The organism is Paenibacillus sp. FSL H7-0323, from assembly GCF_038002725.1.
Lineage (GTDB): Bacteria > Bacillota > Bacilli > Paenibacillales > Paenibacillaceae > Paenibacillus_AQ > Paenibacillus_AQ odorifer.
On record NZ_JBBODB010000001.1, the window covers coordinates 3,321,301 to 3,336,280 of the forward strand.

The 14,980-nt window shown below is 49.5% G+C and carries 11 protein-coding genes; all 11 read right to left on the reverse strand.

What is annotated here, in order from left to right; all coding sequences use genetic code 11:
* Window positions 1-2: 2 nt before the first annotated feature.
* The 11 genes from yqfD to addA all read right to left on the reverse strand — a co-directional run bounded on the left by yqfD (window position 3) and on the right by addA (window position 14,978).
* Window positions 3-1,184: a sporulation protein YqfD gene (yqfD, locus tag MHH89_RS15240; protein ID WP_076128997.1), complete on the reverse strand. Its 1,182-nt coding sequence runs from the start codon at window positions 1,182-1,184 to the stop codon at window positions 3-5.
* Complete coding sequence (gene yqfC, locus MHH89_RS15245) at window positions 1,181-1,474, reverse strand: sporulation protein YqfC (RefSeq protein WP_036683844.1); 294 nt, start codon at window positions 1,472-1,474, stop codon at window positions 1,181-1,183. Before yqfC ends, yqfD begins: the two co-directional genes overlap by 4 nt.
* A 173-nt stretch (window positions 1,475-1,647) precedes the next feature.
* On the reverse strand, window positions 1,648-2,226 hold the full coding sequence (locus MHH89_RS15250; RefSeq protein ID WP_076128994.1) for a hypothetical protein: 579 nt from the start codon (window positions 2,224-2,226) through the stop codon (window positions 1,648-1,650).
* An 18-nt stretch (window positions 2,227-2,244) separates the two neighbouring features.
* Window positions 2,245-3,249: a flotillin-like protein FloA gene (floA, locus tag MHH89_RS15255; RefSeq protein ID WP_036683849.1), complete on the reverse strand. Its 1,005-nt coding sequence runs from the start codon at window positions 3,247-3,249 to the stop codon at window positions 2,245-2,247.
* A 55-nt stretch (window positions 3,250-3,304) separates the two neighbouring features.
* Window positions 3,305-4,690 carry an NfeD family protein gene (locus tag MHH89_RS15260; RefSeq protein WP_076281221.1) on the reverse strand — a complete coding sequence of 462 codons (1,386 nt, stop codon included), beginning with the start codon at window positions 4,688-4,690 and terminating at the stop codon, window positions 3,305-3,307.
* A gap of 118 nt (window positions 4,691-4,808) precedes the next feature.
* The gene (locus MHH89_RS15265) at window positions 4,809-5,252 is read right to left on the reverse strand and encodes a GatB/YqeY domain-containing protein (protein WP_036683862.1); all 444 of its coding nucleotides are present in this window, start codon (window positions 5,250-5,252) and stop codon (window positions 4,809-4,811) included.
* Window positions 5,253-5,267: 15 nt separating this feature from the next.
* The gene (gene rpsU / locus MHH89_RS15270) at window positions 5,268-5,441 is read right to left on the reverse strand and encodes a 30S ribosomal protein S21 (protein ID WP_036657994.1); all 174 of its coding nucleotides are present in this window, start codon (window positions 5,439-5,441) and stop codon (window positions 5,268-5,270) included.
* Between the two features lie 139 nt (window positions 5,442-5,580).
* The gene (locus tag MHH89_RS15275) at window positions 5,581-5,940 is read right to left on the reverse strand and encodes a histidine triad nucleotide-binding protein (protein ID WP_036683863.1); all 360 of its coding nucleotides are present in this window, start codon (window positions 5,938-5,940) and stop codon (window positions 5,581-5,583) included.
* A 354-nt stretch (window positions 5,941-6,294) separates the two neighbouring features.
* Window positions 6,295-9,711: an AAA family ATPase gene (locus MHH89_RS15280; protein ID WP_341087497.1), complete on the reverse strand. Its 3,417-nt coding sequence runs from the start codon at window positions 9,709-9,711 to the stop codon at window positions 6,295-6,297.
* A gap of 1 nt (window position 9,712) precedes the next feature.
* Window positions 9,713-10,894, reverse strand: a complete 1,182-nt coding sequence (locus MHH89_RS15285; RefSeq protein ID WP_076136581.1) for an exonuclease SbcCD subunit D — start codon at window positions 10,892-10,894, stop codon at window positions 9,713-9,715.
* Window positions 10,895-10,934: 40 nt separating this feature from the next.
* Window positions 10,935-14,978, reverse strand: coding sequence for a helicase-exonuclease AddAB subunit AddA (gene addA, locus MHH89_RS15290; RefSeq protein ID WP_076304298.1), 4,044 nt, complete (start codon window positions 14,976-14,978; stop codon window positions 10,935-10,937).
* Window positions 14,979-14,980 lie beyond the last annotated feature (2 nt).

Sequence of the window (14,980 nt, forward strand, 5' to 3'; positions counted from 1 at the left end):
CCTCAATTGTTTACTATTGGCAGTTCTTCGGAAATTTTTTCTTCTACTTCAAAGATCACTTTCATATAAACTTTACCATTCTCTTTCTTCTCATGCAAAACTTTTTGACTTTTGATGACGCTATCAACACCATATCGAGCTAAAATATCATTCTTCGCCCGCTCAATTCCCCTCGCTACTCCAGCTTCTGGAGTTATCGTATCCTTTGTTTCATTGATCTCCATTTCTTTCTCAGTCATCAGGCCCAGCGGCAGCTCAATAGAGCGCCAAGATAGCGGATCATGCTCTGTGAGCGTCTTTGAATTCTCAAAGGAGGATTTGCCATAACCCCACAGCTGAATAGCCCATTTCCCCAACACGAGATAGGTGCGATCCTTACGCTCCCCAGTGTAGGTGCTATTTGTTGTTTCAAGCGGAACCTCGATATTGTACTCATGCCAAACCAACCCCTTAACCTCACCCTTGGCTACCACATACTCTACATTTTCTTCGTCTCCAAGAGCACCGGAAATCAGGATATCCCCTTTTTTCACACGCGAATTACGCGCTACTACCGGTCTGCCCTGCTCCGCATATATTTCTGTTACCACCGCATCTGTTCGGCTAATTAAATGCCGTTGGCTAAGCAAAGGTTTGATATCGGGCTGTTTAGCCTCTACAACCTGAATTTTGATGCTCGTCCCCGTCCGTTGCAGCCCTATCCAAGAAACACCCGGTAAATGGGCCAGCAGCCCCTTAGAGAGCTTGTCCGGCTCCTCCAGACGCCATATCCACTGAAAAGGATACACACCCTCCTGGCGAGCGGCAGCCAATATATCCTCAGAAGCAATTTTTTCATTCCCTTCGACTCTAATACTCCATACCATCGTAGATAACATAAAAAGTGTAATTCCAAACATTAAAATACCTATGCCAAAAAATTTCCTTTTCCACAGCCGCGCCATAAGAAATGGAAGTCCGCTTCTACCGGTAACGTGCATACGACAGCCTGTCTTTTTTAAAATCGGCCGGAGGACATAAAAATCATCCAGAAGCAGCTTAAGGGAAGCGCCGCCCTCAGCGGGCCTCACATCCCAAATCATGATTCCTGCTTCAGAAATGAAATTAATAAATCGCTCCACCTGAGGTCCCGTCACATGCAGTGTAACGAACCCCCGCAGTGATGACAGAGGTGGCTCCTTCATGATCTCTCCTCGCTTTCGTTATATCTGATCTCCCCGATAACGCCTTCTACAGCCAATTCCTGGCCTAGAATATTTCGGATGACAAGTCCCTCGCCCGTGATTTCAAGCGATCCTTTAGCTAACGCGAGCTTAAGCTGACCAGAGGAAAAATGCAGCACGCCGCGATGATTCTCAATATGCAGTTCCTTATTGCCGATCAGGGTGATCCGGGGCATTTCCTGTAATAAGTCCTGTGGTAGATCCAGTACCCCGTTTGTCCATCCCCGCAGCCTGCGGCCAATACGGGTCATAAGTAGACGTTCCCCCTTCCTGCCTTCTGTACACCTTATGCGGCAACGCTTTTTTTTATGAGAAGAAGTAACAAAGGAGGACCCTTCAAGTGTGAAAAAAGCAAAAAAAAGCCCCGTCAACCTATCGTAAAGATAGGAAACCGAGGCTTTATTGTTACTATGATCCGTAAATATTATCTTCGGGTGGAATGCGGCTGACGAGAACGCGGTGGTCCCAGAATCTCTGCCCAGACTACACCATTGCGCAGGTCGTCACGACTCCCTGTTCCATGTGTCTGGTCTGCCGCAGAGGGTGAGTTTGTGTTTTTAGTCTTATTTGATCTTTTGGTATCTGCACCCGCTATCCCGTCAAAAGCAGATTGAAGGCGCCGCACCTCTTCTTGCATTCTTTGTGTGCGTAATTCAACTCCGTCATCGGCATGCTCCAAAGACATTCCTTCTCCAGTAGAATAATCTGGAGTTGGTATATACGCGGGTTCTGGAAAGGCAGGAGAGGCATCATACTCCCGGTTATCCTCTGACCTCGACTGCCGGGAAGAGGTGCTAACAGGAGCAGGAAATCCACTGCCAGACTCCGCTTGGCGCCCTCCATCGATATCCGGGCGTTTTACCCGGCGGAGCGGAGAATCCTCTCCGCCCCCAAAAGTGGGCATTCCCCCGCGAGGAGCTCCTTTGGGCTTGTTTTTAGTTGCTTTATTCACATTGGACACGATCGCGAATATAATAACCGCAATAATATAGATCCAGCTCATGGAGATTCACATCCCCTTTTATTTATTATTGTTAGGACGGTTATTGTCGTCCTGATCATTCATTTTGCCGAGAGAGCCCCGCATTTGGGTATCTGCCTCGATGTTTTTGATATTCATATAATCCATCACGCCGATTTGGCCATTTCTGAGCGCCTCAGCCATTGCCATAGGCACCTGAGATTCAGCTTCCACAACAAGCGCCTTCATCTCTACTACGCGCGCCTTCATCTCTTGCTCGTGAGCGACAGCCATCGCTCTGCGTTCTTCCGCTTTGGCTTGGGCAATGCGTTTATCTGCTTCTGCTTGCTCGGTTTGTAGATAAGCACCGATGTTCTTGCCTACATCGATATCCGCAATATCAATGGAGAGGATCTCAAAAGCAGTACCTGAGTCAAGCCCTTTGGACAATACCGTCCGCGAAATCAAATCCGGGTTCTCAAGGACATCTTTATGGGAATCACTCGAACCTACTGTCGTTACAATCCCTTCACCAACACGGGCAATAATCGTTTCTTCACCCGCACCACCCACGAGGCGGTCGATATTGGCACGAACAGTTACGCGCGCTTTTACCTTAACTTCAATCCCGTTCTTAGCAACAGCCGCAACAACCGGTGTCTCAATTACACGAGGGTTAACGCTCATTTGCACAGCCTGCAGCACATCACGTCCTGCAAGATCAATGGCTGCTGCGCGAGTAAATTCCAAAGGAATATCTGCACGTTGTGCTGCAATAAGCGCATTAACAACACGGTCTACGTTACCACCTGCGAGATAGTGACTCTCCAGTTGATTAATGTTCAGTCCAAGACCTGCCTTAGTCGCTTTAATCATTGGGTTAACGATACGACTTGGGGTTACACGACGCAGTCTCATCGCCACCAGCGTAATAATACTGATTCTAACGCCCGATGCTAATGCTGAAATCCAGAGCATAACCGGGAAGAAACTTAAAAACACGCTCAATACAATAATCACCACTACCGCGATGAACAGAATAGGAATCAAAGATGCTTCACCCATACTATATAACCTCCGTAAATTTGTTGTAGAACTATTATTGGTTCCAGTGTTTACCTTATTCCTTGATTTCTTTCACAACAATCCGTCCGCCCTCTACTTTAATAACAGAGACCGGTGCATTAGCACTAATAAAACTACCTTCTGTAACAACATCCACACGTTCGCCGCCTATCATAGCTGTTCCTGAGGGACGAAGTGGAGTAATACTGGTTCCTGTAGTGCCTAATAAGCTAAGCTTCTCTTCTACAGGCACAAATCCCTGATCTTTAGTAAGGCTTTCCTTCAAAATAAATCTGTTCCATATCCCTCGTTCTTTAAAAATGACCGCAACAATTACTACAACTATAGTCGCAGCTACGAAAGAGATACCTAGACTGAGCAGTGCATGCTTATAGCTGTAAGCAGCTCGTACAACACCCGCTACAAGGCTGACAGAGCCTAGCAGCCCCAATATTCCGAAGCTAGGCACAAAGAGCTCCAGCACAAGCATGACAAGCCCAATGATAAACAAGAGCCAAGTTTCCGCTCCGGCGAATCCTGCAACATAGTTGCCGAAGAAATATAACACAAAAGCCAACGTCCCGATAATTCCTGGCGCACCAAAGCCTGGAACAATCAGTTCAATGACAACGCCTGTAATCCCAATGAACAGCAGAATCGTCATAATAATCGGATTGGTCAGAAATTGCGACATTTTTTCTGCACCGGTATGCTCTACGCGAAAGATGTCGTCTGTAGTATATCCAAGCCACTGAATTGCTTCTTCAGGGGTATCTGTAATTTGATCAGCGTAACCAGCTTTTAAAGCTTCTTCACTAGACAAGGCAATGATTTCTCCCTGTGTCTTAGTCACTCCAAGCTCTGGCTTATCCACGACCAAATTACTATCCACCATTCCAGCAGCAATGTCTGGATCACGATCATTCAGAGCAGCAGCGCCGATCATTTTAGATCTCCAGTAGGATATCATTTTGGCATCATCGACTTTTTGACCATTCATGTCTACCAAGGAAGCGGAGCCGATCATACTGCCCGGCTTCATGATTATTGCACCTGCATTAAGTGCTATGTAACTGCCTGCAGAAGCGGCATCACCTTTAATATAGGCAGCTGTTGGTATTTCACTCTCTCTTACCATCGTCCCAATCTCTTCTGCCGATTTCACCAGCCCTCCAGGTGTATCGACCTCTAGTAGAATAAGGACTGCTCCATAATTAGCGGCTTCTTCAAATCCTCTTTCCAAAAAGCTTTGCAAACCCCGTTCAATCTTTTGATCTACCGGAATAATAAACACGGGACCTTTTTTCAGCTCACTGTTCGTAACCCCCGGTGTTTTCGGGGCTGTCCCGTCAGCGCTTACATTCGTTGCAAAGGGTGTCAGGAGGAGTAACAGCAGGACCACAGGAAAGCTAGCTAACAGTATTTTCCGTAATCTTCTCAATGATTTTACCTCCCTTCTTTAGCTTGACCCAGAACTCATAACCTTTAATACGCTGAAATTGGATTTACGTTTCATAACATAGAAAAGCACCCCTTTTGCAAGGGGTGCTAGTGCTATATTATTGCAGAAATTGCAGAACCGCCTGGTTCACGAGTTTACCATCAGCGCGACCTTTGACCTTAGGCATCAGTGCGCTCATGACCTTCCCCATTTCGCTCTTCGAAGAAGCACCGGTTTCCTGGATGGTCTGCTGTACAATTACTTTAATTTCTTCTTCGGAAAGTTGCTCGGGAAGATATTTAATAATAATCTCGATTTCTGCTTTTGTACTCGCGGCAAGCTCGTCGCGACCCGCTGATTCAAATTCTTGGAGGGCATCTTTGCGCTGTTTGATTTCACGACTAAGGATATCAAGCACTTCGTTGTCGTCCAATGTTCTCTTCAGATCTATTTCAAGATACTTTATTGTAGAACGAACCATTCGAATCGTGGAGAGCGTGAACTTGTCCTTACTCTTCATCGCTTGCTTCATATCTTCGTTCAATCTCTCGCTAAGATTCATGCGTGGGTAATCCTCCTAAAACTTTCTCTTACGAGCAGCCTCAGACTTCAGCTTTTTCTTAACGCTCGGCTTTTCGTAATGTTTGCGTTTCTTCACCTCAGCCAAGACACCATCTTTTGCGATGGAACGTTTAAAGCGACGAAGTGCAGCATCAATTGTCTCGTTTTTGCGAACTTTCGTTTCAGACACAGGTTTCCCCTCCCTCCGACCATACCGTCCAAGAGCATAACACGGTTTATCAAACTCCATTATAGGTCAAACGGAAATAACGTGTCAACCTTCGTGCTATTCTTTTTTCTGGCAAGTTCTTCAACATTAAATGATTATGCTATGCGTGCGAAGCTGAGTTTCCAGTGAGCGCACCCAGCTTGGCTCCACCCAGCAGGTGATAATGAAGATGAGGCACAGCTTGTCCACTATCAGGTCCGCAATTATTGATTAAACGATAACCAGACTCAGCAATTCCAAGGTCTTTGGCGATCTGTTGGGCTACACTGTGGATTTCAGCAATTAGCGGAAGATCCTCAGGTGTAACATCATTCATTGAAGCAATGAACTTCTTGGGAATGATCAACACATGTACCGGTGCAGCCGGCTCGATGTCGTAAAATGCAAGAATACGTTCATTCTCAAATACTTTTTTGGAAGGAATAGTACCCTCAATAATTTTGCTAAACACGGTCTCCATAGAGTGCTTGCCTCCTAAAAATTGGTGAAATTCCACTTCATCATAAGATAATCATACAGGATAATCATCAATTACGAAAGCAGCAAGCAAACTCAGCATAATCTGCCCTAAACTGTATCTGTTACAGAATGAACCATTAAATAAATATATCAACACCGTTAGGCCTAAAAAAGACAAAAAAAAGAGAAACACCCTTCACAGCTTATAAAGCTGATTCGGCGGCGGACGTATGAAAAGGAGTTCATTCCCTGCCATACGTCCGCCGAGGTGTTTCTAAAGTAATGTCGGCTTAGCTGTATTATAACAGCGCGTTGATACTGTATCTGTGATAAGAATCACACACATTATAGATCTTCACATTTTTTCCAAAAGGATCCGAGATCCCCCTCCACCCTGTTCAGCAGGTACTACTACCAGCTTGCGTGGCAGTCGTGCCCGAAGCTCTGGAACATGGCTGATAATGCCGACAGACAGTTGGTCGTTATGCAGTCTTTCCAGTGAGGTAATTACCGTATCGAGCAATTCCGGATCCAGCGTACCAAAGCCTTCGTCCAAAAAGAAAAATTGCAATGGATACTGTCCCCGCAGCTGAATCTGTGCCGAAAGTGCAAGTGCAAGTGACAAGGAAGTTAAGAACGTCTCTCCGCCGGAAAGCGTGGAGACCGGTCTTCTCACACCACCGTTTCCATCATCACGGATTACAAAGCCACCACCCGAATCAACCTCCAGCGCATAACGCTGTTTGCTCAGGAAACGAAGCCGCTGGGAAGCAGACTGGCATACCTGCATCAATTGTTCCTCCGCAATATACTCAACAAAAGCATTTCCACGTAAAACCGTCTGCAATTTGGACAAATGATCCTGTAGAGAAGCATGTTCTAGCCGCTGGGCTTCGAGCTCCATCCAGCGAATATGCCGATGCCGCAGATCCTCCAGATCTCGCTCTGCGCGCGCTCTTGCTTGCAGCGACATTTCATACTCTGACTTACACACGCTTAAGCTCTCCTGGCTAACTTGCCACTCCTCTTCACTTAAGCTGGCTCCGTCAAGCTTCTCTTCAATATTGCGCAGCTGCAATGAGACTTCAGCTTCTTCCGCACGATGGGCATGTACCCGAGAAGAAGAAATTTCCCGCTCTTCAGGTGCGAGAGCTGCTCCTTCAACCTCAGCGGCGGAACTAAAAGGTGAAGAGGTTAAGCTTTGCTCCCACAGATGGCTTGAAGTCACATAATGCTCTCGAGCAGACTCTGCAGCCTGGCGGGTAATCGCTGCCTCCTTGATCTCATGCTGCGCTTTTTCCGCTGCCGTGAGATGTAATCGTTGGCTGGTCTCCACAGCTGCTAACAATTCCTGCAGACGACGCTCACACTCTGCTAGAAGAGGGGCAGCAGCGCGGCCATTAGTCCACTCTAAAAGACGCCGTTCTTTTTCACGCTGCAATTCTTCTTTGCCTTCCATCTGTGTATTCCACTGAGTAAGCTCTTTATCGAGTCCGGTGATGGTCTCCTGAAGATTCTGCACCGAAGCGCTTTTCTCATCCAGAAACTTGACACTGATTTCCAGTCGGGATCTAATTTCCTCAGCTTGAGCATCCTTGGCTAACAGCTCACGATAAGCTTTTTCTACCTCTTCCGGTGCCAAATCAGGGAACTGCTGTACCCAGTTCTGCCGCAAAGCGGTTAGTTGGCCACTCAGTTCCTCGGCTTTGGCGGTTAGGCCTTCTACCCAGCTTCGCTCACCTTCGGCACCCGCTGCTTCTTTGAGGCATAGCTGCTGAACTTCCTGCATCGATTGCTGCCACTGTATCGCTGTACGGCGCAGTTCTCCAGACTGGCTTTTTAATGCTAAAAATGCAGCATCAAGTTCTGCCAAAGCCTTTTCATCTGGAATGGACATATCGGTAGAGGAAACCTCAGTAGTGCTGACTTCTGAGCCTGCCGCTGCAGGATGATTTACCGTATCAAAAGCTCCATCACCAAACACCTGCTCCAGCCAAACCAGGTCCTGCTCCCGCAGACCACGGAACATATGGCGTGCTTCCAAAGCACGTCTGGACAACACCCGAGCCTGTTGAAGCTTTAACTCCAGTTCCTGTTGCTCTACGTTATCCTGCAATACAGCAGGGGCCGGGTGGTGTTCGCTGCCACATACAGGGCAAGGTTGTCCTGCTTCCAATTCTTTAGCCAATCCAAGCGAGAGTCTGTGCAACTCATACCCCTTGAGGGCTGCTTCCAAAGAACTGATATGTTGCTCCAGACTTTCTGCTGCGGTGCACGCAGCTTCTTCTGTCGCCAGCAGCTTCTCTTGATGCAGCGCCGCCTCGCGGATCAGCTGCCCGCGAGAAGCTTCCTGCTGCCCGCGACGGCCCTCGGCCTCCGCGAGGCGCGCCTGCGCAGCCGCGAGTGCAGCGGCACGCTCGCGGCGCTCCTTCTCCGCCTTATCCCACTGGGATTCGGCGGAGTGCAGCCCTTGCAGTCTCTGCATCGCTTCTTGCAGAGACTGCCGCTCCTGGGAGCGGACACCGAGCGGCTGCAAGCTCTGCTGCAGCTCTTGCTGGCGCTTTTGGCCCTTGGCCAAAAGCTCTCGCTCCCGGGCCATTCCCTCCCGCAGCTCCGCCAGCTTGCGGGAGGCCTCTTCGCGGCGCTCGCGCAGAGCCGCGAGTTCGCGCCGCAGGGCGCCGAGCTCGGACTCGAGCTCGAGCGCGCGGCGGTAGGTGTCGGCCCCCTGCCGGAGGGCCGGCTCTTCCGCCGCAAGCGCGGCCTGCGCAGCAGCCGCGGCCGCAGCGGCATGCGCCGCCTCCTGCTCGGCAGCGGCGGCCAGCACCTCTTGACCCTCCGCGCGGGTCAATCGGCTCTTGAAGGCGTCTTCCGCGCTTCGCCATGCTTTCAGCGCGGGAAGCCTAGCCTCGGCCTCGTCAGCTTGGCCGAGCTTCCGTTCAAGGAGGAGAATCTCCTCCTCCTTGGAGAGCAGTCCCTGCCGCTGCAATTCGCGGCGGGTCCGTTCCTCTTGCAGCTCGCGAATGCGCGTGAAACGCTCCGCGACCTGCAGTGCCGCCTCCAGCTTGCGGCGGCATTCCGCAGCATGCTGGGCTGCTTGTTCGAGGCGCTCCGCCGCTGCCTTTACATCCTCTTTGCCTGCGTTGCCAAGCCCCTGCTGCTCCGCTTCGAGTGCGCGGAGCGCAGCCTCATTCTCCTTCACCCGTCGGCTAAGCTTCAACGCAAGCTGATCGCCATACTGTTCCAAATGGAACAGGCGCTGCAGCATTTGTCGGCGGTCTACGCCCCGAAGCGATAAGAATTCGGCGAATTTCCCCTGCGGCAATACAACTGCTCGCGTGAAGTCATCCATCTTGAGCCCAATATGCTCTTCCACACAACGTGTAACATCTGCGAGTTTATCCGCCATAACGTTATCCCCGTCAGGTGTAACTTCAATGAAACGGCTAATGGTGTTACTGACTGTTTGCTCACCTGTCCGCTTGAACTTACGTTCAACGCGATAACGATGTGCCCCAGCGGAAGAAGTGAGTTCAAAGGTAAACGCCACGCTGAGTGAATCCTCAGAGTGATTCATAATCCCCTGTGTTCCATTAACGGCGCGCTCCACTTTGCCGTACATCGCCAAAGTAATAGCATCCAGCAAACTGGACTTGCCGCTGCCCGTAGGTCCAAAAATCCCAAACAGCCCGGTCTCACACAGACTTTCAAAATCTATTTCCTGCATTTCTCTATAACTCTGCAATCCTGCAACTTTTAATAAAATAGGCTTCACCTTAGTTCTCCTCTCCTTCCTCCGGCTGCTGCCGTTCTTCTTCGGTTAGCTGTAAGAACAGCTCAATCAAACGATCCTCCGGCTCCGCCCCGCCCGTCTGGCGCTGATAGAATTTACGGAACAATTCTTGTACAGGCATACGTGAACGGGAAATCTGTTCGAGCTCCAGCTCCATTTGCGGATAAATCGGACGAATATGAATGATCCCCTCACGTGATTTACGCAGGCGCTGAATATCATTCATCGACATAGCTTCACTGAGCCGAATCTCCAAATCTATAAAAGCGGAAGCATCTCTACCTTCATCCAACCAGTTATATACCTCTTGCAATCCCCCCGTAGAGCTCCATCTTACAAGTGGACGCCCACAGCGAAGATAGATTTCTTCGAAGGTCGGCTCACCGCCCGGCGCAACATCAATCAGCGTCACCGACTTGGCTTGTCCTGCTTCCGAAAAGCTATATGCCAGCGGGGATCCGCTATAACGGATCATCCCTTCCCCTTTTACACGCTGAGCGCGATGAAGATGGCCTAGTGCAGTATATTGCGCTCCACAGGATAAGGCAGAAGGGTCTACAGTGTAAGCCCCGCCCACCTGAATCGGGCGTTCCGAATCACTCTCTACACCTCCAAGCACATAAATATGGCTCATCGCCAAATTCACGGTTTGTGGCGTAAATTCCCGTCCCAACAGTTGCATAAGTTTGCCTACCCGTGCGCTGTAAGCTAGTCGAAGCTCCTCTTCCCCGCTGTCCCCAGCAAGCAACTCACCGAGACGTGCCTCAGAGGGATAGGGAAGGGCTGCGATTTTGGCAATCTCACCTGTCCGCGCAGCATGAACTGTCACTGGCTCTGAGGTTGGAAGTCCTACCAAGGTAATCCCCTGCCTTAATACAAGCGGGGAGACTGAAGATACGCGCTCCGGTTGGTCATGATTGCCGGCAATCACCACAAGGGGCCTGCCCCCTGAAGTCAGCCTGGCAGCAGCCTCATAGAATAATTGCTCCGAAGCCGCTGGCGGATTAACGGAATCGTACACATCTCCCGCCATCATAATCAAATCCACCTTATGAAAATCGGCGATCTCCACCAATTCATCTATGAACTGCTCTTGCTCCTTCTGGCGGCTTCTTCCCTCCAGCGTACGGCCCAAGTGCCAATCCCCCGTATGCAATATCCGCATCTTCGTCCTCTTTCCCCGCTCCTATGCGGCAATGAATAATTTATAATTTCACAGCATGATCGCCGTCAAAAAAGTACAGCCAAATCTCGCTGATCGGTTCTCCCAAAATATCATGTAATGCCTTGCTGTATAACTCTAGCTGAAAACGATATTTTTCCTTAAGTGCCTCTAAGCCGCCCTGATGTTCTAATACAGAGTCCGTCTTATAGTCTAGCAGAATAATCCGGTCCTCTTCTCGGAACAGGCAGTCAATGACCCCTTGAATCAGTACAGCCTCACTAAAGCCTTCCTTATTGTTCTCAGGGGAAAGCTCCGAGACGGCTTCATTCATATAACCGAGCCCTCGATAAGCCTCACCTGCGGGAACCATATAACTGAACGGCATTTCTCTAAGCTTCCAAGAAGAAGCTATTAATCTACGTCCAAGTTCATTAGTATAAAAAGCTTCTATCTGATCGGGAGCTACAGCCTCCACCTGCTCAGCAGTTAGAATAGCCACTCTCTGAAGTCGGGCTAAGGTTTCTTCCACAACCCTAGGATCAACTGAACCCTCCAGCGGAATATGCTGCATGACTGTATGGTATGCTGTCCCGCGTTCCGCTGGGGTTAGACTGCGTTTTTCCATAAATTTCGGACGCCGCAAATGAAGACTGTCCGCACCTGCAACACTTGGACGTTTATCGGTTTCTATTGAGGTTGTAGAATTGCCTTCTTCCAGCAGATCAAAAGAGGGCTGCTCCTGCAACGACAACAACGCTTTTAACTCCGTAACAGAAGTTTTAGCCGGAATACCTGAGGCTGCCGCATACGGATAATTCCATTCCAGTCTTCTAGCAATTTCATCGCTAGTCTCTGTTTCATATATATTTACAGCTTCACCCTTATGCAGTGCTTCGAGTACAGCTTGCCGTTCCTCTACCTTCTCCTCAGTCTGATCCGTTGGCAGGAACGCCCCAGAATTAAGTTCGGAAGCATTTTGCACACTGATGCTCCAGTTGGAGACATCGTTGTGCAGCACCGTGGAGACGGTACCTTCTGAACCGCCCAGCTTACGAAGAATCGCCGCCGCAGGGTGCCGGATCAATGCCGGTCCAACCCAGTCCAAATAGCTGCGCCCTCGGGCCAGCAGATGATCTGCAAGCAGCAGCTCATCCCGGTTCTGTACGCTGCTCCAGCTAGCGATTTTGCGCGGCAAATCTCTTACAGTGCCTACTAGAATCATTTTATCTCTCGGACGAGTTAACGCTACATATAATACACGCATCTCCTCCGCTAATAATTCAAGCCGTGTACGCCGGTTAATAGCCAGATAAGGAAGTGTTGGGTAGCTAACTCGCGTTTCCCGTTCCACAAAACGCGGCCCAAAGCCAAGCTCTTTGTGCATAAGAAATGGCGAATGCAAATCTTGTCGATTGAACTGTTTTGCCATCCCGGCTACAAAAACAACAGGGAACTCCAGCCCTTTGGATTTATGGATGGTCATGATTCTGACGCCATTGCCTTCTTCACCGCCACCGCCAGCTACACCCAGATCTCCGCCGTTCTCACGAAGCCGTGAAATGAACACCAGAAAACGGAACAATCCACGCGCTGCGGTGTCATTCTCAAATTGCACAGCCCGATCATACAAAGCTTTAAGATTGTTCTGGCGCTGCGAGCCTCCAGGCAGTCCTCCAACCCATTCCAGATAGCCGCTCTCCCCATAGATACGCCAGATCAGCTCACTGAGACTACCTTGTCTAGCCGCATTTCTCCAGCTTTCCAGCTGTTCTAGGAAATGTCTAAGCTTGCGCTTCAGTTCTGGACTGATCTGCGGCAGATCTTTATCAGGTAAAACATTATTCTCGACGGTGCTTGCGGATTCAATCACAGGAGCCGAGAAGAGGTCATACTCTTCTTCAGCCTCTTTTGCATCTTGCATATCCACCGCCATCTGTACTGCTTGAAAATAAGGACCCTGACTACACATACGCACCGTAGCCAATTCTTCTTCCGTTAATCCGACCACAGGTGAACGAAGTACGCCAGCCAGCGGAATGTCCTGCTGAGGATTATCAACTATTTTTAAGAGGGAGAGTGCAATTTCCACTTCTGTAGCTTCAAAATAACCTTTATTCAGATCACCATAAGCAGGGATTCCTTCCATCCGAAGCTCTTCGATGATCAGAGGGGTCCAGATTCTTGCCGAGCGAAGCAGGATTACGATATCACCGTAAATAACCGGGCGCATAATCTTGAGTCCTTTATCGTAGATAAGCAGCGGCGATCCACCGGTCATCCCCGTCATTTGTGAAATACGCCGGGCAATTGCCCGTGCTTCCAGCTGCGCCGTCTCGCTCTCAATGGCTTCACTCTCCTGAAGTGGCGCCTCACCGTCTTCAGAAGTCTCTTCTGACTTCCCTGTTGTTGAACCACGATCTATCAATAATAACTCCGGTGCAAAAAAGGTATCGGGACCCTTCTCTGCTGCACCTGGGAAATTCGCTCCGTAAACAAGCTCAGCGCGTTCGTCATAATTAATCTCCGCTACCGTCTCATTCATAATCTGCCGGAAGATCATATTAACGGCATTCACAACCTCCATGCGACTGCGAAAATTACGGGCCAGATCGATAACCGAACCGCTAGACGATTCATTAGTAATTTCAGATGGATCATCGATTGGGTGTGAGCCAAAGCTGCGGTATTTATCCAGGAATAGCCCCGGCTCCGCCAGACGGAATCGATAGATACTTTGCTTCATATCTCCGACCATAAACCGGTTACCGGGTGTTTCACGGGATATTAGCCGCACAATCTCCTCTTGCACACTATTCGTATCCTGATACTCATCCAGCAGAACCTCATCGAATTGAGCACGGTATTCCATAGCTGCATCAGAAGGCAGGGAATGACCGGGCGTAGAGTCCGGATGGCGTAGAATTTGCAGACAATAATGCTCCAAATCACTGAAGTCGACTAGACCTCTTCCTGCTTTTTCAATTCTATAACGTTCACCGAATGCTATCACTGTCTCTGCAAGCTCTGCCATCAGTGGAGCCGCTTCGTTCAGCTCTTTCAAAAAAACCTCAGGCGGACGGCCAAACAATGCTTTCTGAAGATCTAAAATACTCTTCTTCACACTGTCGCGCAGTTCCTTCACCATCTCCTGCAGTCCAGGATCTGTCGAATCCTTCTTACAAGCCTTTAATTTTCCAAAATATACTTCCATAAAAATATCATATAATTCTGCCCAAGGTCGTTCGTTAACGGCATCCTGCAGTGCATTTACCATCTCAAGATCAGTGGTTAAATTCTCAGCATAGGGTGCCGGACCACCCGGTTGTAGTGCAATCTCCCGGCCTTGCATCAGCTGACTGGCTGCACCCGCAAGTGTCAGCTTCGCTTCTTCAAGAATGCTCAGCACCCATGGCGTTCCACCCAGACTTTCGGTGTCTGGCAATGAGAAATCAGCTGCAGTATCACGGAGCCATTGCGCTGGCCAAGGATGGCTGCGGGCGTAATCATGCAATCGCTGTATGAGCGCATGCACTGCATCATCACTGCGTTCACCACTGAACCAATCAGCGAGCTGCACAAATATGCTATCCTCGCCATCCGCACCTACCTCACCGTACTTTTCCTCCAGCAACTCTTCGAGCAGCTCCTGCCGCATCATCTCCGCTTCATGCTCATTTAATATGCGGAAACCCGGATCAATCGGAATCATTTGATAATAACGCCGGATCACTTCCAGACAGAAGGAGTGCAACGTTGTAATCGAAGCTTTGCCCAGCAGGGATAGCTGACGGCGCAAATGGTCGTTCTCCCCGTTCTCCTCCAGCTCCCGATCAAGGGCTTCCCTGATCCGCTGCCGCATTTCGGCAGCCGCAGCTTTGGTAAACGTGGCTACTAGTAGCCTGTCTACACTGAAGCCGTTCTCTTCCTTACTGATCTTTCGAATAATCCGTTCTACCAGCACCGCCGTCTTGCCGGAACCTGCTGCCGCAGCAACGAGGATGTCATCACCGCTCTCCGCAATGGCGCGCCACTGGTCATCACTCCATATACTTCCTTCCGGTTTCGCTTCTATTTCAGCCTTCATAC

Coding starts and splice junctions, on each gene's coding strand:
- yqfC (WP_036683844.1), bottom strand. CDS start 1,474: ATGACCCGTATTGGCCGCAGGCTGCGGGGATGGACAAACGGGGTACTG.
- MHH89_RS15275 (WP_036683863.1), bottom strand. CDS start 5,940: ATGGAGACCGTGTTTAGCAAAATTATTGAGGGTACTATTCCTTCCAAA.
- MHH89_RS15250 (WP_076128994.1), bottom strand. CDS start 2,226: ATGAGCTGGATCTATATTATTGCGGTTATTATATTCGCGATCGTGTCC.
- MHH89_RS15285 (WP_076136581.1), bottom strand. CDS start 10,894: ATGCGGATATTGCATACGGGGGATTGGCACTTGGGCCGTACGCTGGAG.
- floA (WP_036683849.1), bottom strand. CDS start 3,249: ATGGGTGAAGCATCTTTGATTCCTATTCTGTTCATCGCGGTAGTGGTG.
- MHH89_RS15265 (WP_036683862.1), bottom strand. CDS start 5,252: ATGAATCTTAGCGAGAGATTGAACGAAGATATGAAGCAAGCGATGAAG.
- yqfD (WP_076128997.1), bottom strand. CDS start 1,184: ATGAAGGAGCCACCTCTGTCATCACTGCGGGGGTTCGTTACACTGCAT.
- addA (WP_076304298.1), bottom strand. CDS start 14,978: ATGAAGGCTGAAATAGAAGCGAAACCGGAAGGAAGTATATGGAGTGAT.